Below are 23,378 nucleotides of genomic sequence, written 5' to 3'. Positions count from 1 at the left end.
GAACCACTCTCAGTTCGGTCGGAAGTACCTTTCGTTCGGCTTCAAGGTGCTGTCAGAGATTGAGCGTACGCAAGCGCAGAGCGTTCGCGATCACGGAAACGGAGCTGAGCGACATCGCGAGCGCGCCGATAATCGGACTGAGAAGGATTCCGAAGGCTGGGTAGAGGACGCCAGCGGCAATTGGGATGCCGATTGCGTTGTAGGCGAAGGCGAAGATCAGATTTTCGCGGATGTTCCGCATCGTCGCGTGACTTAGGACAATCGCCCGCGCAATCCCCGCAAGATCGCCCTTCACCAAGGTGATTCCGGCACTCTGAATTGCGGCTTCGGTTCCTGTTCCCATCGCGATGCCAACAGACGCCTCGGCCAGTGCCGGTGCGTCGTTCACGCCGTCGCCCGCCATGGCGACAATGCGCCCCTCGGACGTGAGCTTCTTGACGATGCGGTTCTTGTCCTGCGGCAAAACGTCGGCTTCGACTTCCTTGATGCCCAGCTTGCGGGCAACCGCTTCGGCGGTCGTCTTGTTGTCGCCGGTCAGCATCACGATCCGTATGCCATCGCTCCGAAGAGTATCGAGGGCGGCTTGTGTCGTCGCCTTGATCGGATCGGCAATGGCGATGACGCCACCAGGTTTGTCGCCGATTGCGAGAAAAAGAGCCGTCGCACCGTCGGCGCGAAGCTCCTCCGCCCTGCGATCAAGATCGCCGAATGCTATGTCGAGGTCAGCCATCAGCTTGGCGTTGCCCAAAGCCACCGGCCTGCCATCGATCTTGCCGGTGACGCCCTTGCCGGTGACGGAGACGAAGTCCGTCGGCTCCTTCGTCGTCACCCCGCGATCCTTCGCCGCCGCGACGATGGCGGCGGCGAGCGGGTGTTCGCTGGACTTCTCCAGACTGGCCGCCAAAGGCAAAAGCTCCGCCTCGGACAATCCGGCGGCGGGAACAATGGCCGTCACCCTCGGCTTGCCTTCGGTGAGCGTCCCCGTCTTGTCGACGACCAGAGTATCGACCTTCTCCATACGCTCAAGGGCTTCAGCCGACTTGATCAGGACACCTGCGCCCGCGCCCTTGCCGATCGCAACGCCGATTGACATTGGGGTGGCGAGACCCAGCGCGCAGGGACAGGCGATGATGACGACGGAAACGGCCGCGATCAGCGCATAGGAAAGCGCGGGGGCGGGACCGAATGCCGCCCACGCAACGAAAGCAATAACCGCCACGCCGAGCACGGCGGGGACGAAATAGCCAGACACTTTGTCCGCCAGCGCCTGAATCGGCGCGCGGCTTCGTTGCGCCTCGCTGACCATAGTGACGATGCGTGCGAGCATCGTGTCCGCGCCGACTTTGTCCGCGCGCATCACCAAAGAGCCCGTGCCGTTTACAGTCCCTCCTATGAGCTTGTCGCCGGATTTCTTGGCCGCAGGCATCGACTCGCCGGTAACCATGGACTCGTCCACGGCTCCCTTGCCCTCAAGCACTTCGCCATCGACGGGCACGCCGTCGCCTGGCCGAACCCTGAGACGGTCGCCGACTTGAATCAGCTCAAGGGCGACTTCCTCGTCCTGGCCATCGGCTTTCAAGCGGTGTGCGGTCTTGGGAGCCAATTTCAGCAACGCGCGGATCGCGCCGCCGGTCTGCTCGCGGGCGCGCAATTCCAGCACCTGTCCCAGCAATACGAGAACCGTAATCACTGCTGCGGCTTCGAAATAAACAGCGACCGTGCCCCCCATGCCGTGAAAACCGGTTGGGAACAGATCAGGCGCGAAGGTTGCGAAGAGACTGTAAAGGTAAGCCGAGCCGGTGCCGAGGGCGATCAGGCTGAACATGTTCAGGCTGCGGTGGATGATCGACGCCCATGCGCGTTGGAAAAACGGCCAACCCGCCCACACGACGACCGGCGTAGATAGTGCGAACTGAATCCATGTCGAGACTTGCGGTGACACAAGGCCGTGCAGTCCAAGGGCGGGAATATGGCTGCCCATTTCGAGGACGAACACCGGCAAGGTTAGAGCGAACCCGATCCAGAATCGCCACGTCATGTCACTCAGTGCGTCGTTTTCGCTCGCCTCTGCCGTTGCCTTGACCGGCTCCAGCGTCATTCCGCATATGGGGCAATTCCCCGGCCCAACCTGGCGTATTTCGGGATGCATCGGGCAGGTGTAGATGGCCCCGGTGACGGTTGGGCCCGTGGACGCTATAGATGGTTCGTCGTGGATGCGAAGGTCAGTCATAGCGAGCATGCTAGCACGGTTCGTCCTCGACTGCTTGCTCGGAATCTACTCACCATCATGGTACTGGGTGATCCCCTGTCGGACGCTCCAGAATTTCTGCTTGATGTAGATCGCGTCGGCTTCCCGGTTGATCAGTCCGCCAAAGGCCTTGGCGAAAGCAGAAACCTCGCTCCGCGCTATGCCCTTGTCGCACCCTTCGGGGTGAAGCTGCCGGCCTGCTCGATCTCAGCTCGTCGTCAAAGGTCGGCGCATGGGAGATGAGTGCGTCGGTTATTTAGTTGTCCAATGGAGGTCTTTTTTCGCCAAACATGATGAAGTCGGCGGTGGTTGATCGCCAAGGCGGTGGTGACCCCTGGCCGGGAGTTCGCAAGATCGCTATCGGCAAAGCAAACACGGCGACCAATTACAGCAATAACAAGTTGGCTCTGTCTACGGCCAATCTTTTTGCGTCAACGCAGCCGAATGGAGCACTTTACGGACTATCCAACTCTTTCCCCTTTGACGCGCTCTTATTGGCGATTATGCGGAACTTGACACGACGCGGCAAGTTGGCTATATCTGGCAAATAGCCCGGCGCTTCATCATTGCATTGACTGTGGTATCTTCTATAGCTCTGAATTTGTCAGTAGGTCAGGCTGCTGTGCCCATAAACCGCCCTGACGCGGATATCTTCTCTTTTGATCGTTTCATAAGGGCTGATAGTTCCATTAATAGCACCAGTATTTTTTTCAACGGTATATATCGAATACAAAACGCTAGTTTCGTGATGCTCATCATTAATTGTGTAATCGACGCACCCCAAAATAAACAAACTGATATTGTCCCCGTTGTGCGATATTTTTATATGGTTCACAATTTGATCCACAGTAACCATGTAAGAAAGTTCTGGATTGAAAATATCGCTCCTGGTTATTTCGTCTGGGAACAAAACAACACTGAGCAAGTCAGGTTGAGACCTCAGATGTTCGCATGCTTCTTTCAGCGTGGTAATTATATCATCTCCTTTGCTCTGCGGAGCATACAACCTAATCGAAGTCCTAGTATTAAATGCGGGAGTATGCCCAACATTTTTGAGTGTAAGATGGAAGCGCAGGGTGCCTCCCAGATAAGGGAGGAACGTATAATCTCCGTCAATCACGATAGCTGCGCTAACCCAAGCGCGTTCTTGCTCTCGCATGATTCCAACTTGCTCTTGTGCAGCGTTAGCTTGTCTTTGAGCTTCTTTAAAAGCCCTATAAGACAGACTCGCACTTACAAATGCCCCAATGAGCGCGAGGCTGCCGACAACAACAGTAATACACTGAGCCCAATTCTGGATAGTCCAGTGGCGGCGTTCGGCGGCTTTGTGGTCTTCGTCTTCGGATGGTTCATCATGTTTCATGGCCTGCACCCACGCAGGGAATGGCTTGGTGGTGCAGGATTTCTTATGATTGTTGTGGGTGGCGTGATAGCCGCCATCTATCTTATCAATCATTCTGATACCGCTTCCGCCTCCCACGGCTCTTTCTGCGTTTCAGCAGCGTGCTATTGCCGCGCCAAAAATGTCAGGATTGCCCCGATTGTTGTACCGGAACTCAAATTCAGCGACGTACAACGGAAGATATTTGCGGCTGACTTTGTGATAGCTGCCCATGATGCCGCGCTTCAGGAGCGACCAGAACCCATCAATGGTCTGCGTATGGACAACGCCATCAACGTACTGCCCAGCGCTATGCGTGACGGTTCTATGCTTCTTGAGCGACCGATAGCCGGGGTGCTCGTCAGTCGCTATGAGGCTAACTTTTTCGGAGACGGCTTCGCGGATGAAGGCGTTCAGGGTTTCGGTATCGGCCCGCTCGATGACGCGAGCGACAAGGTTGCCTCTGCGCTCGACGGCGCCGATGACAGTAGCCTTGCCCACGCCGCCACGGCCGATGTGCTTTCGATCCGCTTCGTGCTTGTTCTTTTCCTTGCCGCCGATGTAAGTCTCGTCAACCTCGACAATGCCCATAAGCTTGCGGAACTCAGGGTCAGCGAGGCCCGCGCGGATGCGGTGGCACATATAATGGGCCGTCGAATAGGAGCCGAACCCGAACATGCGCTGGACCTGCAAGGCAGAGGTGCCCTTTTTACTGGTCAGCATCAAATAGATGACTTTGAACCACGTTTTGAGACCAACGTTGGTGTTCTCAAAAATTGTGCCGACCAAAACGGAGAAGCGGTAGCCGGTAGCAGAACAAGCGCGGCACTGCCAGTGGAACGCCTTAGAGCTAATCTCAGCAAGCTTTTCATTTCCACAGCGCGGGCAACGGATGCCAGCAGGCCAGCGACGCGAAACAAGATAGCTCTTGCAGGCGTCGTCAGTCGAGAACATAGCCTCGAACTGTGGGACGGTCATTTGCTTGGTGAAACTGGCCATAGGAGTGATTCCCTTGCTTGAGAACAACCCTACGCCAACATTAAAACCGTGTCAAGTTCCGCATAATCGCCCTCTTATTCCCTGACAAAGACTCTGCGGGGGGCCAAGTGCTCAGAACGCGGCCCCAGCCCTCAATTCAACAGGCTTATGTTCTTCGCGACAGCGTGGAGACGATGGCGCGTGGCGCTGCGGGCCCGCGAAAGGCGATGCTACCGGCTTTTTCGTCGAGAGCCGCACCGGCGTCATCGAGGAGGTCTATTTCGCGGAAGGCAACCCGCCGCCCAGGCGAAGTTGTGGACGGCGGACCAGGGCGCATTCGCCTCCGGAAAATCGAGGAGTTCCCCGCCGCCTCGCTTCACGCGCCAACCTGACGCAAGGCGCGACGATCTAAACTGACGTATGGGCGGCGTATTCGGGCGCGCCGATTAGTTTTGACGACATCTGAGAATTCGAAGGGACCATCGTGTTCTGCGGAGTTTGATTTTTGATTCACCCTGGCGCGTGCTTTTACCATTTCGATGACAGAGATCCTCGATCCACGGGTAGGTCGACGAGGTTACTCCGGCGCGTGTCGTTTGAGGCAAGTCCAGAAAGCGGGAATCATTTGAGGCGCGCGCAGTTTCGGTACGTCGAAAACCTCTTCGGCGCGCGCAAGCGGAGCCTTGCAGGATCATATGCTTTAAAAAATATGGAAAAAAGTTCCGTTGCTGCCTCGCGTCACCGAACATGGGGTCTCAATCATCGCAGGCCGACATTATCCTCCAGTGCCCGTCCGGGCGCCACGTCCATCGCATGCATCCGGCGCCGCGGTGACCCTGACCGCGACTTTCATTGCGAGATGATCGGACGCGGTCCCAATCCACGTGCCCTGCAGCGGTATCGCCTCGCGTGGCTCGTGCGCAACTGCGACGCGCACGAGGTTTTCATTCCCGACCATTCCACTCGACGGATCCAAGTCGACCCAGCCGGGGCCGGGAACGTACACCTGGACCCAAGCATGGGTGTTTCCGCCAGCGTCTTCCTCGTCATCGTCATCGCCAAGATGCAAATATCCGGAAACGAAGCGCGCGGCGATTCCAAGAGAGCGAAGAGCAGCGATCATCAGCACAGCAAGGTCGCGACAACTCCCGCTGGCGAGCTCCAGCGTCCGGACCGGGTCCTGAATTCCCTTCTCATGTCGCGCCACATGCTTGAAGGTCCGCCTGATGGTCTGCGTCATGTCGAAGAGAAGCTCGCCGGTATCGGCCGATCCGTCCTTTCGGAGGAATGTGGCGGCCCAACGATCGAGTTTGGGGTGCTGGGACAGCGGCGTGAGGAAGCACGCGAGACTGTGCCTATCTTCCTCGGCGTAAGCAAACGGATGGGTCTGAGCAAAATCCTCGATATCGGCCGCGCGGAATTCACCCGGCGCGTGGTCGAGACGAATCGTGCTTTCGACGCGGAGCTCTGAGGCGCGTTCCGCGAAATGCGCGATCGCGACATGGTTGCCGAAGCTATCTCGCGTCCAAGAGATTTCGCTCGGCGCGGGCGTGACTTTGAGCTCGGCTTCGAGCACCCTCTGGTCATCGTCGTCGCGTGGGCGCAGCATCATTCGGTGCTCGCCGAACCCGACAGGATCCTTATAATGGTACGTAGTGACGTGCCTGATGGTAAAAATCGGCATTGCGGCCCCACGATGATGCGTTTTCAATAAAGCAATTTCCATGCCAAGATGCGAGCGCTCATCGCTGTGCGCCGTTGCTGCTTCAACGAGGGCGAGCGCAGATGAACGAGATACCATGCAGCCGGATCTGTCACCCACGCCCAATATTTCTGCATCCATTGGATTTGTAGCTTGCTATTCGTGTCCTCGATCGTCACTCATGGGCCGGCGCCTCCGTCGGGTTCCCACGGACCATCTCTGCATGGAGGTGCAAGTGATCCTAACGTCCAGTATGCCCAATGGATCTGGACGAACCGTAAACGCACCGCTTCGCTCCAACACCGCCCCCCGCTTTGATCAACTTCGCGACGCGGTCGAGGTATGTCGATAAGACGCACCGACATTCGTAGGTCGGGGTTCCGAGGTCTCGCAGCCATGCGATGGCAGGTTCATTGCGCCTATGAGATCGTGAAATGAGATGATGTAGAATGAAGATCCGTGTTGGTTATGAAATAATATACGACTTTCCGCAAACCACTCCTGTGATTATGGTTCTGGGCATCCATTCCAGCCGAACACCTGACGTCATCGTGCCTGACAACCTGACCACCAGCCCATCCGTGCCGATCTCCCGCTACCGCGACGTCTACAGCAATTGGTGCAGCCGTATAATTGCTCCTGCCGGCCGAATGCACTTATCAGCCGATGGCCTCGTTCGTGACAGCGGCCTACCGGACGCGGTTTTTGCTTCTGCTTCCCAACACGCGGTGGAGGATTTACCAGCTGAGACCCTGCTCTTTCTTCTCGGCAGCCGTTACTGCGAGACACAACGCCTCTCCAACGTGGCCTGGAACCTCTTCGAAAAGTCTCCGCCCGGGTGGGCCCGCGTCCAAGCGATCTGCGATTTCGTCCATCGCCACATTGCCTTCGGCTATGAGAATGCGCGCGCGACGATGACCGCCTGGGAGGTCTTCAACGAAGGCAAGGGTGTGTGTCGCGACTATGCACACCTCGCGATCACGCTCTGCCGCTGCATGAACATTCCGGCACGCTATTGCACCGGCTACCTCGGGGATATCGGCGTGCCGCCGCCCTATGGCCCAATGGATTTTGCCGGCTGGTTCGAGGCCTATCTTGGAGGGAAGTGGCACACATTCGATCCGCGGAACAACACGCCTCGAATAGGCCGCGTGCTGATCGCTCAGGGCCGCGACGCGGCTGACGTCCCGATCACGCACACCTTCGGCCCTAACACTCTAGTCAGTTTCAAGGTCTGGACGGACGAGGTCAGCTAAAGACGCGCCTAGAAGACGTTCGGACTCATCGCCATCGTTATGAACCTCAATGATACACGAGTAAGTCCCTGGCGCCCCGATTGCCTCCTCCCGCACCCATGGATGAGCGATCTATCGCCGATCACAACCTGATGAGCCGGAGCGGGGGACGAGAGCGTAAATGGGAGCGCAAAACACGCGATAGCGGAAAACGCACATTTCATTTATATCCTCCGAGATCTCCACCTACAGCTTCGCCTCACGGCTATGTGCATGGCGGTGGAAGATCTCCACGATCACGCCGGTCCGATCAAGCACCTGCGCGCCGGTTGCACGCTCAAGGTTGCGTGCCTGGCTCGGCGAGATCTCGTGATCGACGATCACGAACTCCGGCTTCGGCGGCGCCTCCGGATCAGGCTCGACTTGCGGGGCATCAGGCTTCTTCTCGTTGGCATCCTCAAAGCGCTCGCGGGCCTTCGACTTCTGCGGGATTGCCATCGATCCCACGACGCCCGTCCCGCCGGTGATCGCCGCGAGTTCCTCAAGCCGCCCCTTGCCGAGCACCGTCCCACCGCCGATCCCGTCGCGCTTCTGCGACATCGTTCCGACGACCTCGTAACCGAGTGTCTTCACTAGACGGCCCAGCTCCTCGATGCTCGCGGCGTGCGCGACGTCGTCGACGCTCGGGACCTGGATGCCGACAAGGATCGCGCGGGGCACGGGCGGTTTAGTTTCCATGATCAAGGAGGTAGCACGAATCGCGCAGGAGCATGGGGGGATAAGAAAAACGCGACCAGCCAAATTCGTTGACGACATTTAACGGCTTCATTCCCATCTGGTCTCGTCGCAACGGCGGCGCGCAGAGCATGCCGCTCACTGTACGACGCAAACGACCGAAATTCGCCTCTCGGCCCGCCGCACGCGCGTCATCCAAAATCCCATCGCAGATTTTGGGACAAAACAATTGTCCGGCGTCATCGCCTTTAAGACAAAATTAGCGGGTTGAAGAACGAAGGATTTCTTGCTCATCGTAACCAATGAGGAGTGGAGATGAGCCAGAAATCCGGAACCCCGAAATTGTCGTCGGAGCGGATCGTGAAGGACATACGCCGGGCGACGCGGAAGCAATACTCAGCCGAGGAGAAAATCGCCGCTTGATGCATCAAATGCAAGCTGCATAAAATCAACCGTCAGATGAGCCAGGTCCTCCATGAATTACGCCGCCTTCTGTCTCAAAAACTCTGACGACGGACAGGTTGACATGCTGAGCCATGGGCACTGCAAATGGTGGACGCACCCTTTGGCGCAGAAATACCACTCAATTGATCCGTTGACGCTGCTGCAGATGTGCCGAGCTGACGAACGCAGCATCATTCATGATGCGGAGACCTGCTGACGAGATACACTTTCAAATCGCCGGCCAGGATAATTGTCGGCGTGCAGGAGGTTTAGGCTTAAGGTTGACAATTGGCTCCCGATGGCGTCTGGGGCAGTTGACACCGTCTCAAGCGTACAGAAAATACCAACCCTTGCACTGACCCCGATTTCGATCCTCTGCCCGACATCGTCCGTTTCCGCGCGCGGATGCGCGCCGGTCAGCATGTTGCAGAATGATTGACGTCGGCGACATTGGAACCAAGCCTCAGTCGTCTCTCATCCCTATCCTTGCAACACGCCGACCGGCGCTGCCGGGCTCAGTTCACGAGGCTCGTCTTGTGCACGAGCACATGGTCGTTCCACCGGCTTATCTCGACGGCGTCGGGCCCGGCGCCCACGCCGCGAGGCGTGGAGAACGTGACGCTCTGGCCGGGCGCGAGGACGGTCTCGACGCGCACGGGCACTCCATCCTCGCCCTGCTGCGCGAGGGTGGCGACAATGTGGAAGCCATCGCGCTCCACCGTGTAGTAGGCGACGCCGGACAAATTGCCGAGATCAACGGCTTGGCCCTCAATCGGCTTCAGTCCCTCCGCCTGGACCACGCCGAGCGACGCGAGCGCAATTGCGGCCGCTATGATGCTGCAGTGAATTTTCATGATCTTTTCCTTCATAATCTGGTTTGGCTTGGCGCCGCGCTCAAAGCCCGACATCCGCCGTTGACACAGAGATGATCTCCGCTACATCATTAGTCAAATAGATTGGATCAATGATGGCCATCGATTATGCTAATTTAACTCGCCTCGACCTCAATCTGCTCGTCGCCTTCGACGCCCTGCTTTCGGAGCGCAGCGTCACCCGCGCCGCGGCGCGCATTGGCATCGGGCAGTCGGCAATGAGCCACAACCTTTCGCGCTTGCGCGCGCTGTTTGGCGACGAACTCCTCACGCGCGCCCCGGCCGGCCTGCGCCCGACGCCCCGCGCCCTGGCGCTCATCGACCCTGTGCGGGTTGCGCTCTCCCAAATCGAGGCGCTGGTGTCGCGCGAAAAGCCCTTCGATCCCCGCACCGCCGATCACGTATTCCGTATAGGACTGCCGGATAGCGTCGAGGTGCTGCTTGGCCCCGCGCTCCTCGCCTGTCTTTGCGAAACGGCGCCTGGCGTCAGGCTGCGGCTGCATAGCATCGACTCGTCGCAGGTTCTCGAGAATCTCGACGTGGACCGCCTCGACCTCGCATTCGGGATCGGTTCGTTCGCAGAAGGGCAGACGCACCATAAGCAACGGCCTCTATTCAGCGAAACCTATTTGTGCATGTTCAACGCTGCGCGGGTGGGGCTCTCGCCGCCAATCTCCCTCGACGATTATGTGCGACTGCCGCATGTGCTCACGAGCTTGCGGCCAGGCGAGCATGGGCCGGTGGACGACGCGCTTTTGAAGCTCGGCCTCAAGCGTACGATCGTCCTGACCACGCCGCGATTCATTGCGGTGCCGTTCCTTGTGCGCGGCGCGCCGGTGATCACGACCATGCATGCACGGCTCGCACGCTTCTTTGCCGACGCGCTCGGCCTCGCCCTCAGCCCTCCACCGGTGGATTTGCCGGAAATATCCATCTCGCTGCTGTGGCATGCCTCCTACGATCACGACCCAGCGCATATGTGGCTACGCCAGACCGTCGCACGCCTCGCGGTCGAATCGGCGAGGGGGCATGACCAAGACAAGCACTTTCAAGCGAAGCAGCTTGCTCAAAACAAGCCCAACGAAAAACCCAGGACGACATCACGGACGCCGGTGCGAAGGAGGATTTGACCCTACGTGACGAGGCGCTTTGCGCCCATTACGGCTTGACGCCGACCCGCGCCGTCGACGCCTGTTATCATCGCCAGACCGATATGATGTCAGCCCCGCGCTTGGTCTGTTTGCGACACCAATGCCGTGTTTCAGCAATGTTCAAGAAAAGTCCATATGCGAGCCCCCCTGTCGCTTTATGGATTCAAGCTTGATATCCAAGCGCAATGTAGCCTAAAAGCATTTGTCATTTTTGTAGGCAGACTCATTGGTTGTCCGGTGCTTGACGCGCGCAATTGGAGAGACAGATGCCGAACGGCACAGTGAAGTGGTTCAATCCTACAAAGGGTTTCGGGTTTGTTCAGCCGGATAGTGGCGGCGCCGACATTTTCGTTCACATAAGCGCCGTCGAGCGTGCGGGTCTGAGCAGCTTGGATGAAGGGCAAAAGGTGTCGTTTGACGAAGAGCGCGACCCAAAGAAGGGAAAGACCTCCGCCGTCAACATAAAGCTTCTCTAAGTTCCTACGATAGGGACAGTCGTGCCCGCCAGGAGGCCGTCTCGAACCTCTGGGGGGGGCATGGCGTTCTGGCCGTCATTGACTGAGGAGCGTTGACCAACCACACGGCTTTCCGTCTGCAAAAGGGACTACGCCGTCTCCTTCCGTGGCCGCCCGTCCTTGCGCTTAACACCGTCTCCGCGCAGTTGGCCAAGCTCAAACCGCTTCGCCATTTCTGATCGCTGCGTCGCGTAGTTAGGGGCGACGATCGGATAGTCAGCCGGCAGCTTCCACTTCGCACGGTATTCGTCCGGCGTCATTCCAAGCGCCCCCAGGCGCCGCCGCAAAGACTTGAATTTAAGGCCGTCGTCCAGACATACGAGATCATCCGGTGCGATCGACTTACGAATCGATACCGCTGCCGCTGCTGGTTCCGGCGCGTCTGACGTAACCGCCCCGCTTAGGATCTTCACCAACGTCGCATGCACAGATTGATTCAGTGCTCTTCAAACTGCGTTATGGTCAGGAACAAAACTGTAAGGCGGGTTGGCATCGAGCGTCGTCAATCGAGGATCGAAGCGGAACCGCGTCGCGCAGTAGGGACAGAGGATCGTGTCCGGCTCGCCCATATTGATGTAGACGTGCGGGTGGTCCTGCGGTGGGAACTCGCCGATGCACATGAATTCCCTTACTCCCATGCAGATTTCCGGAGCGCCGCGGTCGTTCCTGAACTTCGGATAACTGCCGCCGGACATCGACTCACGCCGTTGTGATTGGTGGGAATCTGCACAATCCGCTGCCCCGCTTAGGGGTCGGGTTAGTTTCGGTGAGCATGATGTCCTCGGTGTTAGTTGTCGCCCGAACCGCCCCAGCAAGCGAAGACGGCATTCAGCTCGCTGGCGTGAAACATCCTCGCGTCCTGACCGTCCGGATCGCCCGCGAACCGGCCGAGACGTCGGGCGCAATCGAAGAACCCAGGCCCCGGCAGGCAGCCACGCGTCTTGCTGATGGCGAGCGCCGCGATGAACGGGCGGTCCGCCGCCGCGTCCTCCTCCATCAGGCGCTCCAGGGCTTCCGTCACCCGATGGATCGAATGGGGTGGCGATATCTGAAGAGCCTTCGCCAACTCCTGGTAGGTAATGAGGATTCGGCGCTTCGCGATGCTTTCGAGAAATGCACGCTCCCTTGCATGCGTTGGCACCCGATTCTCCCTCCCGAATGTTCGGCATTGCCCCCAACGATGCCGCCGCCTCGGTTAGCCTCCCGCGCGGGTCGGCCGGAATCGCTTAAGCCCAATATGGAACGCGCTCTGCTTCCAAAACGCTTCGAAGACATATCGTGCCTATGCCTTACGAGGAATAGCTTTGCAGCGCGCCACTCGGCAACGCCTCCGACTTCAGACGTGAAGAAGGTCCTAGTCTTTCGCCGGCTTCGCCGTCATTGATCCTCAAATGAGTCTGTTCAGCGAGCCCATGCGATGGGTGACGCGCGTCGCCGCGACGATTTTGTTGGCGAACGTAGGTAATCAACGCCTCGGGGTGTTCAGTCTTGACCTTAAGCGCGGCGATGAGCGCATCTTCTGCGTCCACAGAGATGTGGTCCGACTTGCCTTTAAGTTTAAGCCCGACGGTAAATTGCACTGGCGCGCCTCCCTGTTCATCCTTTGGGTTTGCTATCGCTTGGCGGGGAGCGCGGCTTCTCTCTTTCGCAGCTCCGCGAGCCCTTGTTCCCATCGCCCCAGGTTTGAGAGGGTTTCAAAGTCTAATGCCAAACCTTGCGCTGACCTCCAGCGGCCACGGCGGAGTTCCCATCTCCCAATGGAAGGGCATTGCACATTTCGAGCTCTGTTGCGCCGCCGACAGCGATGAATTCAATCAATTATGTGAGACCGATGGGCCACCGTGATGGCGAAGGCGCGAGCGCTGCCGGAAAAGAACTCCGGCGTATGGGTCGCGCCTTCTTTGGCGATAACCTTGATCGATTCAGATAAGATTTTCTTGCCGTGTGCATTCGTGACGACAAAAAATTTGAAGCGGTGGCCCTCCGCCGTGTGACATACTACAATTTCGTCGCGGGCTCGTGAGAGCACCTCGAATGCATGAGCGGACATGGTCGCCTCAGAAATCTGCAAAACTAGTAACATTTTTTTGGTTCCGTTGCATCTTTTCCTTTCGGCGCGAAATGATTGCGGCGAGCCGATCGGCGCCGTGCTGCTGGGCTCACCGGCTCGGCCAGTTTCCAAAGGAAGTGACGGCGCATAAACCTTCAGCGCCAGACCTTGTCCACAATCGGCAGCAGCGCGTCGCGCGCCGCATCGAAAGTGAAGAGGTCCGCGGCGAAGGTGTTTTCCGCGCCGACAGACTCGCGGATCCGATCGGCCCCGCGCGATCCAGTAATAGTATGGCCCTGCTTTGCCGAATTGCTCCTGGAGCAAGGCCAGCGAACGAGCCTTGAGGTCGAGCCCCGTCTCGATGCCGAGGCTCATCATCTTCGCGGCCGTGGCGGGTCCGACGCCGTGGAACTTTCGCACCGGTAGCGTCTCGACAAAGGCCGGTCCCATCTTTGGCGTGATCACAAACAGCCCGTCGGGCTTGCGATGATCCGATGCGAGTTTCGCCAGAAATTTGTTGTACGAGACCCCGGCCGAAGCGGTGAGGTCTGTCGCCGCGCGAATCCTGGCGCGGATCTCTTCGGCGATCTCCGTCGCCGAAATTATGTTCCTGAGATTGTCCGTCACGTCGAGATAGGCCTCATCCAGCGAAAGCGGTTCGAAGAGAGGCGTGTATTCGGCGAAGATCGCGCGCATTTGCTGCGAGATTTCCTTGTAGACATCAAACTTCGGCTTCACGAAAATCAGATCCGGGCATTGGCGCTTGGCCTTGATCGAGGGCATCGCCGAGCGCACCCCGAACTGGCGCGCCTCATAGCTCGCGGCGAGCTCCCGGCTGCCGGCTTTGGCGGATTATATTCTGTCGCGCCCCATCGCCTCCGCCGGCATGATCGCGGCCGAACTCGGCGTCACCCCCCGCGCGGAGCAAGACATGGTCGCCGAGCTTGGGCTGCGTGAAATGACCGGCCGCGACCGCTATCGCGCCTGGGGGATTTTGTGAGTTTTGCGGCGCGGCGCCCGAGGCGCGGCCGCCTTCGACCAAAATCTGCCAGCCAGGTCGGGGGTTCGAGTCGCGGGAGCGCTACCGCCAATATCGCGCTGCGACGATTTTCGCGTGTTGACTTCACTAGGCATTTGCAGTTGCTGTATCCAAAGTGTGGCCTGAAGGTGCACTATTTCCCGCCATTGCGCTTGCTGGGCTCGGTGCGATCAAGCGTCTTGCAGGTCTTGCTTCAGGCGCGGTAGAGGATTTCGCAAATCACGCGGGCGTTGTTTTCAATTCGTTTCGCGCGCCGTAGACCAGCATGAGGGGGCGGCTGAGCGATATTTTGCGCACCTGACGTGCGTCCAGAGCGGCGGAGGTCTCGCAATCATCTTAATACCGACTGCGGCGGTTTTGGGGCGGTGAGCAGATGGGCAAGGAGAGGATTAGGGAAACGCCGCTTCTGTACGATCGCGTAGAAGGTTTCGCCGACCTCTGGGATTTGGCAGTGCTCGACCAGAACGCCGGTTTCCAGTTCATCGCGCACAACAATTGGGGGCACAAGCGTGACGCCTTCGCGTTCGCGCGCTAGCAGTCGCAGCATCGCCATGTCGTCGACCTCGGCGAGAACTATCGGCCTGATTCCGGCTAGTTCGAGGATCCGGTCGAACGCCACGCGGATATCGCTGTCGAGACTCGGCAGGAGCAATGGCTCCGTGCGGAGATCATCCGGGAATTTGAATTTTCGCCTACCTGACCGAGGGCGGCCGACCAGGCTAACCGGCTGCTGATTGAGCAGGTGGATGCGCAGCGGCGAGCGGGGGTCGCCGGGCGCGGCGCTGTTCGCCAGAACGACGTCGATGGCGTGAGCCTCCAACTGCGCGAGTAGGTCGCGGATGTTGCCGGACCGAACGATTAGCTCCACGTCCGAGCGGCCGACCAATGGCCGAAGGAATTCGAGCTGGAAGTTTCGTGACAGCGTCGTGAGCGCGCCGACTCTGAGAACCTGACGGTTGGCCACAGGCTGCCCTCGAAGGGTGCTCAACAGCTCGTCGCCGGCCTTGAACACCGTGTCCGCGTAGTCGAGCGTGATCCCGCCAGCCTCGGTCAGGACGAGCTTTCTGCCGACGCGCTCGAAGAGCGGATGTCCTATCTGAAGCTCGAGTTTTCGGATCTGCACCGACAGCGCCGATTGCGACAGGTTCATACGGTCGGCGGCCCGCGTAAGACTGCCTTCGTGTGCGACCGCCCAAAAATAACGTAGGTGGTTATAGTTTAGGTCCCTCATATTGTTCTATTAAAGCGAACGATATTGACGAAACAATGAATTTTTCTCGCCCAAAGCGATGCCTTACGACTCTCCACGAAGCGCACCGCGTCGAAGGAGACATCCCGTGCCTAGCTATCTTTTCTATCTTGCGCCGTTAGCGGCGCCCGTTCCGCTGCTCATCAGCGCGGCGATCGGCTTCCTGGACAAAGGGCGTAGGCCCAAAATCCTCCCCAAGCTGGCGGAAGCCGCCGCGCTTCTGGCTCTCGTCGCGGCGCTCGCCGCGGCGGCCGCGCTGATCGTTCACCGACCCGGCGTCAGCCCAGCAATCGGGCTTTACGGCGTCGGATTGTCGGTCCGGCTGGACGCCGTGAGCGTCGCGATGCTGCTCCTCGTCACGTTTATCGGCTGGGTCGTCGTTCGCTATGCGGGGATCTATCTGGACGGCGAGGCCCGGCAAGGTCCTTTCACGGGATGGCTCTGCCTAACGCTCGCCTCGGTTCTTTTGCTCGTCGCCGCAGGCAATCTCTTTCAGCTTGTCCTGCAAACAGGTGTGGCCGCGGCTGCTAAGACGGATGGGCGGGCCGGCGACGGTGTGCTGACTGTCGACGAATGGGAGGCCGGGGAGAAAATCGTGTTGCCGAACCATGAAGTGTTCCAGCTTGCCGCCGGAACGCTCGATCCGGTTGCCGGCATCGGCGACCTCATCATCGTGAGCAATTATGCGCATATCAATCCGCGCAACCTTGTGATAACCGTGTCAGGCAGTGCGTTGCTCGCGCGGCGCCTTAACAGGCCTGAGAACCATTCCGAGATTGTCGTCTTGACCGGCCAGGCAGTCGATCCATCGACGCTGCCGCAACCAGTTATTGTTCAGCCGGACGCCAGTTTCCGCAAAATCGTTGGTACGCTCTTCGCAGCACATCTGTTGCCTGCGCCTCCCATCGACCCCGATAGGGAGTTTGCAGCACTGCCAGATCCCAACATCATCGACCAAATGCTTAGGGGCGCACGGCTGTTTAAAGTGAAGGGTAGTAGCGCAGAACCGGTCGCCTTGGAGGGACAATATCTGATCACACGAGGTAAGTCGATCAAGGCGGAGGCCATTGCGTCACTTGAGGGACGACTGATAGTTGGCATTGACGAGGACGGTGCGCGCTATTTCAAGCGCCTCCGCTGCCACGGAATGATTGTTGTACTGGAAAGCCTCAACCCTGATGGATCGACTGCGGCGGAAATTCTGAGCCTCGATTGCTCTCACGCGTTGCCGAAGATCACTGAAGCGCTCGAAGTCATTGGCGTTCTATTTGAGTTGCCGAGCGCGAAGGAGGTAAGCGCCCTGTCCTGATCGCGCCGTGGAGGCAATCGCATTGTTGCACAGATGTGGGCCGCAACGTCAGAGGAGGAGGGGATGCCTCAAGGTTTGTTTGCCGCACTATCGATCAATCTAAGGCCAAATCAATTGGTTGGGAAAAAGGGCACTCGACGACAGGGCTTATCGATGTCGAGTAGGTTCTCACTTTCTTCCCATGATTAAGCTCGAGGTTCTCCCGTTGTCTGAGTCAACGAGGTTTGGCGAGCAAACCCTAAGGTGCCCCCAAGAATTCAAAAAGCGATGCGCACGAAATCGCCGCAGTCCCATGCTAGCCTTCCTCGAAACCTTGTGTGGTGAACTTCAGCGTTCGTCCATTCTCGGTGACAGTCCTGATAACGTTTTCGGGCACGCCGTCAGGAACTGAAGCTTGGATCTCCAACGTGACCGTCACGGTGGCACCAACCAAGCCCGAAAGATGCGCAATGACTTCCTCGGCGATGCGACCCGCGTCCCGCCCCACTCGCGTTGCATCGAGGGTCGCCGTTCCATAGTAGCGATTCGGGCGGGACTTCGGCGCTGCGGGACCGCTGCTTACGCCACCGGGCGTCCCGCTCGTCCGGCCAAAGCCGTTGCTGCCACCCATTGTGTTCGTTGTGTACCTCCGGTAGCTCCAGCGGCAGTAGCCTTGTCCGCTTCGTACTGCTTGAGGGCAACCTCTGCCTTAACAACGAGACCATCGCCGGCCTGCTGGACGAAATCGACGCGCTGACCGCAGCGCAACCCACGATAGCGGCCCGTCGCTTCATCAAATCTATCCGCATAGGCGAATGATTCCTGTTCCCAAAGCAGGAGTCCGAGGCCGTCCTGCACGGCGGCGACGACGACATCGGGGTCACGTAGCCGCGGCAGATACACGTATCGGGCAAAGTCCTCGATGAGCTGGCTCACCGCGACGTGATTGCCGCGCCAAAGCGGGATGCCATCAAGCTCCATTCGGAGTCGTGTGCCTGCGAGCGAGGGGACCAGAAATTCCTCTGACCGGAGCTTCTTGCTGGCCCTGACGGCGAGCCCATCTTGTCCAGAGAGGCGGAACGCTTGCCACTGGACCGCGGACTGCGGCGTCGGCTGAGTCGGAACTAGAAGCCACTGATAGGCTTCCGGCAAGCGCGCGACGACGGCTCCGTCAGCAGCCTTCTTCTGCGTTTCTGCCTGCCGGACCTGATGCGGATCGAGATTCAGCTCGTTCTTTTCTTCGAGAATTGATGACCAGGCAAGATACCGACGGACCGATTCGTCGAGGTCCTGTAACCGGGTTTGGTCGACAGCCAGGAAGACGAGCGTGTTCTGGAACAGGCGGGGCGCATTGCCCCGACTTTGCAGGATCGCTGTCCCAGCGGCTTGCGCCTTGTTCGCTGCATCTTTGCTATAGGGATGCTCCGCGCCAAGCACCACGAGTCGCGTTTCCATGTCATCCGGGACGTCAGCCCCTGATTGCGGCATCGGATGAATGCGCCGGAAATCCCCGGTTCCCCGAAGGTCCGCGCGTAGCCTTTCCTCGATCTCAACGACGACACGATCGGCGTTGCGCTTTAACTGATCGGCGCGGTCCTCGGCAAGCTTAGTGACCGTCGGCTGGGTCGAGTACCAGTATCGGGCGCCGTCCTGGTAAAGGAAGGTAGCTGAAGAGCTTAGTCGCCTCAGCGCGTCGCCAAACACGGCTGGCGACTCGCCGGGCATCACGCAGCCGAGCTTGATCCGCCGATCTTCGATCCCCCGATTGGCCGCTGAGGCCGTGGGCGCAGAGCCGAGATAAAGCGTGCGGGCGACGCGCCGAGTCGCGGCGAATTTACCGAGGTTCGGCACCTCGCCGTCGATGCGCAAAGGAAGGGCGTTCGGTCCATCCACGTCCTTCTCTATGATCGGCTTCCACTGGTCCGGCAGGTAGCGGGTGAGTTCGTCCCGAACGCGCGGATCGTCGATCGGAATGTTCGAGGGCATGATCAACGGATTGCGGTCGCCCTTCTCCCAAAGGCTATGGATCACCGCCGCCATCAGACGCAGAACGCCCCGCGTGCGCTGGAATTTCACCAGCGTCGACCAATCCGTATAGAGCCTGTCGAAGACTTCGGGGTGGATCGGGTAGGCCGCTCGCAGTCGCTTCTCGTAATCCGAATCCCGGCACTCTGGCGGGAACTCCTGGTGCTGCGTCCGGTAAAGGTCGGCGAACGCGCGGGCGACATTGTCCCGGCCGGTGAACTGATCGCGTTCGACCAACGGCTCGAACAGTCGGCGGCGAACGATCTCGAAGCCTTCCTCGGTGCTCGCCGGCGCCCACGAGGACTCAACGCGGCCAATGACGTTCCTCAGTCGCATTAGCGACGCACGACCGCGCAGGCCGCCGACTTCTTCATCATCTGCCTGCGCGTGCGGCGATGTCGCTGTGTCAGATGACGGCAAGCTGATGACCAGCATGCAGTGCTTCGCCAGCTTGGCGGATTCTGTCAGCGCCTGCGCAAAGCTGAAATGCGTCTCGAAGCTGCCGGCCGGAAGGTCCGCATCGTCGTGCAGCTGGCGCGCATAGGCGACCCATTCGTCGATCAGAATGAGGCAGGGTCCGTATTCATTCATCAGCACCCGCAGCGTATCGCCGGGGTTCGTCGCGCGCTCGTCGTCCTGCCGGACCTTCTCGAACGCTGGCTTTCCACCGAGTTGCCAGGCGAGCTCGCCCCACAGTGTCTTCACCACCGTTCCGTCGCTCTTGATCGATGGGTTACCGGGCGAAATCTTATTGCCGACCAGCACGACGCGCGTGACCTTTTCGGGCAGCTTGGTGATGCCTGCGTCCGCCATCAGCGCATCGATGCCCAGCATCTCGCCCGGCGCGACTCCGGAGAACGAGTGATACAGCGCCAGCATCGAGTGGGTCTTGCCGCCGCCAAAGTTTGTCTGGAGCTGGACGACGGGATCGCCACCCTTGCCAGACAGCCGCTCCATCGCGCCTTTCAGAAGGTCGTGAAGGCTCTGGGTCAGATAGGTGCGTCGGAAGAACTCGGCCGGATTGCGATACTCGTCGGAGCCCTCGCCGATGTACACCTGCCAAAGATCAGCTGCGAACTCCGCTTGCTGGTAGCGGCCGCTCGCCACATCGCGGTGTGGGCTCACAACCTCGCGCCACGGCTTGAGGCTTCCGGTCACCTGGCTTTCGATCGTCGTGCCAGCGCCCTTGCGCCTCTCCCTGCGCGCCTGCTCTTCGAAGATCAGCCGCCGGAGCTCGGTCTTCATTCGATTGACGTCGTCCGCCTTGCTGCGCGGACACCGCCGTGAGCAGGCGAGCGATCGAATCGAGCGCACGGTCCGTATCGTCGCCGGTGAAGGGCTCCTGATGGGCCCAACGGTTCCGATAGCCGCGGATCTCGCCGACGAGCCCGCGTTCCGCTGGCCCCAGCACATCGCGGAACACGTCGTTCCAGCTGTCCCACATCAGCTTCAGTAGAAGCGAGGCGTCCCACTTCGAGATCGCTTTTTCCTTGAACAGCGGGTCTTCGGCGAGAGCGCGGATTGCCGGGACCTGGCGACCTTTTTCGAGAGCGTTCCGGATCTCCCGCTCGGCGAAGGGCGCAAGTCCCTCTTTCAGAAGATCGAGGGCCTTGGCGATGCGTTCCTGATTGGTGATTGCCATAGGTTACCTCACGCGAAAAGGTCGGGTTCGGCCGGAGCCGCGCTGGCGGGGGTTTCGCGCGCGAGGCGCATGATTTCCGGCCAGCTTTGCACGAGACTGTTGTAGGACAGCGCCTCGGCCGCCCGCTTCTTGCGCTCGCAGACTGTGTAAAGCCGGTAGGCGAGTTCGCGCGCGATTTCGGCTCTGACGCCGAGTTTGGCGGCGAGTGCGCCAGTCGCACTTTCACCGTCGGCCTCCAGAACGCGAATGAGGTGATGGACCATTTCCCAGACGGTGAGACGTGGATCGACGGCGGGGTCCCATTCTTCGGGCAACTCGTCCGGTTTCAAGAGCCGCACCTTGCCGCCTTTGGCGGAGAGGATGGTTCCGCCGCGCGGATCGGCCATTGCGGCGACGCTGGTCGCCTTAGCGCGGGCCAGCACGTCGGCGACGCCGAAATCGCCCTCTGCGAAACCGAACTGTTCGAACCAGGCGATGGCGAAACGGCTATCGGCGTCGAAGTCGCCTTCCTGCTCGGCCAGCACCTCATCGAGCACCTGGTTGATGAGGGCCAGAGCGTCACGCACTGTGAGCGACTTGCCTTCGGCGTCGACGACCTTCGCGTAGCGGGTGAATACTGCCATGCCGGGGCCTATAGACGCTTGCGCGAGATCAACCGGAGCGATGTTGCCGCGTTGGAGTTGGCGCAACGCCTCAGGGAGTTCGGCCTTAAGCTGATTCAGGAAGTTGCGGCGCGGGACCGTCTCTGCATCGGCGTCACGCTTACGACAAACGAGGACGATGCTCGATGCGAGCGAATTTGTGTTAATCACACGGAGCCCGTGTGGCTGTTCTGTCCGCGCTGGCCATGTTCCGGTGATCGAAAGACCGGAACGAATTACAGCATCGAGGAATGTTTCCCATCCTGTGTTTGCCGTGCCTACATCACTTTCTGTTTCAGACTGCTTGAACGCGTAATAAATCGTAATCGGGAACGCCGGGTGGGTTTGGTCGGCGAGGCGGTGCATCGCCCTTGTCATTCCGTCGAGAAAGAACGCCTCCGCTTTATCCTTGCTACCGTGACGAAACGGAGCCGCTATCAGCTCTTCGGCTTTCGGTACGGCAAGGGTGCTAAACAGACAAGGGAAGACAGGCTTCAACGACCGACGAAGCCATACGTAAAAGAAGTCCGATAGGTCAGCATAGCCGATATTGTCATAATAGGGCGGGTCGGTTGAAATGACGGGCGAGAACTCCAGAGTTCCAGTCGCAGCATCGGACTGCGTCGCGTGGCTGATTGGACCCCCAGTGGCCAAAGCGCCTTCGAGAACTTCGGCTACCCATGAGGCTGTGGCAGCAATACTCCCCGTAGCTTCGAGAAGCGGATTGACTTCCGCGAAATCCCAGGTCATTGGGATCGCTTGCCGTGAGAAAGCAGCCATCGTCGAATCTCGGTCCCGATACCAGACTGTCTGGGTAGAATTTCGAGTTAGCGCCTTGCTAAGGGCAAACGCCAGATAAACGGCCAGAGCGTCAGCATAAGCGTCTGCGCCAACGCCACCAGCTGCGAGCGGCTTGCCGTCGTTGATTAGCGCAGCGGCATTTCCGTCGCGCTTTGCCTGGTCTCGCGCCTCTTGCACCAAGTCGCAGAATGTCACGAGCGTGACAAGCTGTCGGTTGCTAAAGAGGTCACGCCATCGCGTCATCCCATATTCCTGTACACGAAATCCGAGCGCCTTTTTCGGAAGATCAGTTTCCGGGACATCGTGCGGCCGCGCGCTAAGCGCGATCGTTTCCATATCTTCGCTCGGCGGCAAGTAAACCCGCCCACGCTCGCCTTGGGCCACCATCGCCATTAGCCGCGCGCCCATGCTCCCGGCCTTTGCTTGCTTTCGGAGATACTCGTAGGGCATCGGTACTCCCGACATCAGGCAAAGAAAGCTGCTGCCGGATTTAGTGCCGCGCTTTACTGCTTCGGCGTTCATTGGGACGCCGGTCCTCACTGTGAATCGGTAGCTACCATTCTCTATAATCGGCACAGCGTACGCTTCCTTGCCGGCCTTGGTGGAGAGCATAAAAGTGGGCGCTAGCGGCACGTCTACCCGTGTGAAGGCGGGGTTGGGACTCTTCACGGTACGTGCCCAGAGCCAAGCGATGATGGTGAGCTTCTCTCCCACAAGCTCGTTCAAATCGGGGCGCCCCTTCGCAATGTCTGGCGTGATTTCGACCTTGGGATACAAGTCCCCGATGCGCTTTTCCGCCTCGTCGCGCATCCATTGGCCGTAATAGCGAACGTCCGCCGCCAGCCCTTGCGCGCCTTTCCACGCCCGCAACGCGCCGTGCTCGGCTTCCTTGCGCGCCGCGGGGTTCACCGGCGGCTGGCCTGCGAACTTTGGCGGAATCTCGATCATCGCCTTGTTGATCAGCACCGCCACCGGGTTGAGATCGGAAGCATACGCCCCCAGACCCAGACGCTGCGCCTCCAGCGGCAGCGCGCCGCCGCCCGCGAAAGGATCATGGAAGGCGGGCAGCTTATGCCGGTTGAAGAGCTCAGCTGCGCGAGGATGGCCGACATTATCGGCGCAGGCGCGCCGCCAGCTCTGCCAGATTTCGGCGCGCGCTTTGTCCAGCACCGCCTCGTTGGTCGTGTTCTCCCACTTGACCAGCTCTTCGATGATGCGGAACAGGCGCTGGCGTTCGACATCGGCGGCGCAGTCGTCGAGCGTTGGCTCCGGGCCCGGCTCAGGCACTGTCCGTCGTCAGATGATTTGAGACAGTTTCAGGTTATTCGGAACGGAGGTTCTGGCTCATCGACATTAAAGGTTAAGCGGCCTGCAGTTGGTGC

General features: G+C 59.4%; 19 protein-coding genes and 2 pseudogenes. 5 read left to right on the top strand and 16 right to left on the bottom strand.

The window, feature by feature from the left end:
• Nucleotides 1-52: 52 nt before the first annotated feature.
• From BM177_RS13945 to BM177_RS13925, 4 genes are all read right to left on the bottom strand, one after another.
• Nucleotides 53-2,230, bottom strand: a complete 2,178-nt coding sequence (locus BM177_RS13945) for a copper-transporting P-type ATPase (RefSeq protein WP_210185915.1) — start codon at nucleotides 2,228-2,230, stop codon at nucleotides 53-55.
• A 622-nt stretch (nucleotides 2,231-2,852) separates the two neighbouring features.
• Complete coding sequence (locus BM177_RS13935; RefSeq protein ID WP_091684655.1) at nucleotides 2,853-3,704, bottom strand: hypothetical protein; 852 nt, start codon at nucleotides 3,702-3,704, stop codon at nucleotides 2,853-2,855.
• Nucleotides 3,705-3,743: 39 nt separating this feature from the next.
• Nucleotides 3,744-4,628: an IS1595 family transposase gene (locus BM177_RS13930; protein WP_139223634.1), complete on the bottom strand. Its 885-nt coding sequence runs from the start codon at nucleotides 4,626-4,628 to the stop codon at nucleotides 3,744-3,746.
• 754 nt (nucleotides 4,629-5,382) lie between these two features.
• Nucleotides 5,383-6,450, bottom strand: a complete 1,068-nt coding sequence (locus tag BM177_RS13925; protein WP_244532332.1) for a transglutaminase family protein — start codon at nucleotides 6,448-6,450, stop codon at nucleotides 5,383-5,385.
• 308 nt (nucleotides 6,451-6,758) lie between these two features.
• Between BM177_RS13925 and BM177_RS13920 the strand changes: the two genes are divergently transcribed.
• On the top strand, nucleotides 6,759-7,565 hold the full coding sequence (locus BM177_RS13920) for a transglutaminase-like domain-containing protein (RefSeq protein WP_091684649.1): 807 nt from the start codon (nucleotides 6,759-6,761) through the stop codon (nucleotides 7,563-7,565).
• A 225-nt stretch (nucleotides 7,566-7,790) separates the two neighbouring features.
• Here the strand turns inward: BM177_RS13920 and BM177_RS13915 are convergent, their stop codons facing one another.
• Together BM177_RS13915 and BM177_RS13905 are read right to left on the bottom strand one after the other, a co-directional pair.
• Nucleotides 7,791-8,264 carry an HflX-like GTP-binding protein gene (locus BM177_RS13915; RefSeq protein ID WP_244532331.1) on the bottom strand — a complete coding sequence of 158 codons (474 nt, stop codon included), beginning with the start codon at nucleotides 8,262-8,264 and terminating at the stop codon, nucleotides 7,791-7,793.
• Nucleotides 8,265-9,238: 974 nt separating this feature from the next.
• Nucleotides 9,239-9,577, bottom strand: a complete 339-nt coding sequence (locus BM177_RS13905; protein ID WP_091684795.1) for a hypothetical protein — start codon at nucleotides 9,575-9,577, stop codon at nucleotides 9,239-9,241.
• Between the two features lie 113 nt (nucleotides 9,578-9,690).
• Between BM177_RS13905 and BM177_RS13900 the strand changes: the two genes are divergently transcribed.
• Together BM177_RS13900 and BM177_RS13895 are read left to right on the top strand one after the other, a co-directional pair.
• Nucleotides 9,691-10,725: a LysR family transcriptional regulator gene (locus tag BM177_RS13900; RefSeq protein WP_091684793.1), complete on the top strand. Its 1,035-nt coding sequence runs from the start codon at nucleotides 9,691-9,693 to the stop codon at nucleotides 10,723-10,725.
• A 287-nt stretch (nucleotides 10,726-11,012) separates the two neighbouring features.
• Nucleotides 11,013-11,222, top strand: coding sequence for a cold-shock protein (locus BM177_RS13895; RefSeq protein ID WP_091684641.1), 210 nt, complete (start codon nucleotides 11,013-11,015; stop codon nucleotides 11,220-11,222).
• Nucleotides 11,223-11,350: 128 nt separating this feature from the next.
• Here BM177_RS13895 and BM177_RS13890 read toward each other — a convergent pair whose 3' ends face one another.
• The 6 genes and pseudogenes from BM177_RS13890 to dinB form a co-directional block, all read right to left on the bottom strand.
• Nucleotides 11,351-11,689, bottom strand: a complete 339-nt coding sequence (locus BM177_RS13890; protein WP_280140563.1) for a Ros/MucR family transcriptional regulator — start codon at nucleotides 11,687-11,689, stop codon at nucleotides 11,351-11,353.
• Nucleotides 11,690-11,707: 18 nt separating this feature from the next.
• Nucleotides 11,708-11,956 (bottom strand): zinc-finger domain-containing protein, encoded by a 249-nt coding sequence (locus tag BM177_RS13885; RefSeq protein WP_091684636.1) that lies wholly within the window; start codon nucleotides 11,954-11,956, stop codon nucleotides 11,708-11,710.
• A 92-nt stretch (nucleotides 11,957-12,048) separates the two neighbouring features.
• The gene (locus BM177_RS13880; RefSeq protein ID WP_210185911.1) at nucleotides 12,049-12,402 is read right to left on the bottom strand and encodes a hypothetical protein; all 354 of its coding nucleotides are present in this window, start codon (nucleotides 12,400-12,402) and stop codon (nucleotides 12,049-12,051) included.
• A gap of 148 nt (nucleotides 12,403-12,550) precedes the next feature.
• The gene (locus BM177_RS13875; RefSeq protein ID WP_139223633.1) at nucleotides 12,551-12,841 is read right to left on the bottom strand and encodes a hypothetical protein; all 291 of its coding nucleotides are present in this window, start codon (nucleotides 12,839-12,841) and stop codon (nucleotides 12,551-12,553) included.
• A 230-nt stretch (nucleotides 12,842-13,071) separates the two neighbouring features.
• Nucleotides 13,072-13,344, bottom strand: a complete 273-nt coding sequence (locus BM177_RS13870; RefSeq protein WP_139223632.1) for a hypothetical protein — start codon at nucleotides 13,342-13,344, stop codon at nucleotides 13,072-13,074.
• 128 nt (nucleotides 13,345-13,472) lie between these two features.
• Nucleotides 13,473-14,136: pseudogene (gene dinB, locus BM177_RS13865) on the bottom strand (DNA polymerase IV); the annotation flags it as partial.
• Between dinB and BM177_RS13860 the strand changes: the two are divergent.
• Nucleotides 14,135-14,311 (top strand): annotated as a pseudogene (locus tag BM177_RS13860) (helix-turn-helix domain-containing protein); the annotation flags it as partial. The pseudogenes dinB and BM177_RS13860 sit on opposite strands and share 2 nt — an antisense overlap.
• Before the next feature lie 370 nt (nucleotides 14,312-14,681).
• On the opposite strand, the gene BM177_RS13855 reads toward BM177_RS13860, so the two are convergent.
• The gene (locus tag BM177_RS13855; RefSeq protein ID WP_091684625.1) at nucleotides 14,682-15,581 is read right to left on the bottom strand and encodes a LysR family transcriptional regulator; all 900 of its coding nucleotides are present in this window, start codon (nucleotides 15,579-15,581) and stop codon (nucleotides 14,682-14,684) included.
• Between the two features lie 106 nt (nucleotides 15,582-15,687).
• Here BM177_RS13855 and BM177_RS13850 point away from each other — a divergent pair, with 106 nt between their 5' ends.
• Nucleotides 15,688-16,908, top strand: coding sequence for a hypothetical protein (locus BM177_RS13850; RefSeq protein WP_244532330.1), 1,221 nt, complete (start codon nucleotides 15,688-15,690; stop codon nucleotides 16,906-16,908).
• 558 nt (nucleotides 16,909-17,466) lie between these two features.
• Here BM177_RS13850 and BM177_RS13845 read toward each other — a convergent pair.
• From BM177_RS13845 to BM177_RS13840, 3 genes are all read right to left on the bottom strand, one after another.
• The gene (locus BM177_RS13845) at nucleotides 17,467-19,725 is read right to left on the bottom strand and encodes an ATP-binding protein (RefSeq protein WP_244532343.1); all 2,259 of its coding nucleotides are present in this window, start codon (nucleotides 19,723-19,725) and stop codon (nucleotides 17,467-17,469) included.
• A gap of 253 nt (nucleotides 19,726-19,978) precedes the next feature.
• Complete coding sequence (locus tag BM177_RS20690) at nucleotides 19,979-20,554, bottom strand: Swt1 family HEPN domain-containing protein (RefSeq protein ID WP_244532329.1); 576 nt, start codon at nucleotides 20,552-20,554, stop codon at nucleotides 19,979-19,981.
• A gap of 8 nt (nucleotides 20,555-20,562) precedes the next feature.
• A complete protein-coding gene (locus tag BM177_RS13840; protein WP_091684622.1) occupies nucleotides 20,563-23,283 on the bottom strand; it encodes a DUF1156 domain-containing protein in 2,721 nt (906 codons plus the stop codon).
• Nucleotides 23,284-23,378: the final 95 nt, after the last annotated feature.

Origin of the sequence: Methylocapsa palsarum (genome assembly GCF_900114285.1) — a bacterium.
Taxonomy (GTDB): Bacteria; Pseudomonadota; Alphaproteobacteria; order Rhizobiales; family Beijerinckiaceae; genus Methylocapsa; species Methylocapsa palsarum.
Note: the sequence above shows the minus strand (reverse complement) of the source record. Positions and strands in the feature narration are given on the sequence as shown.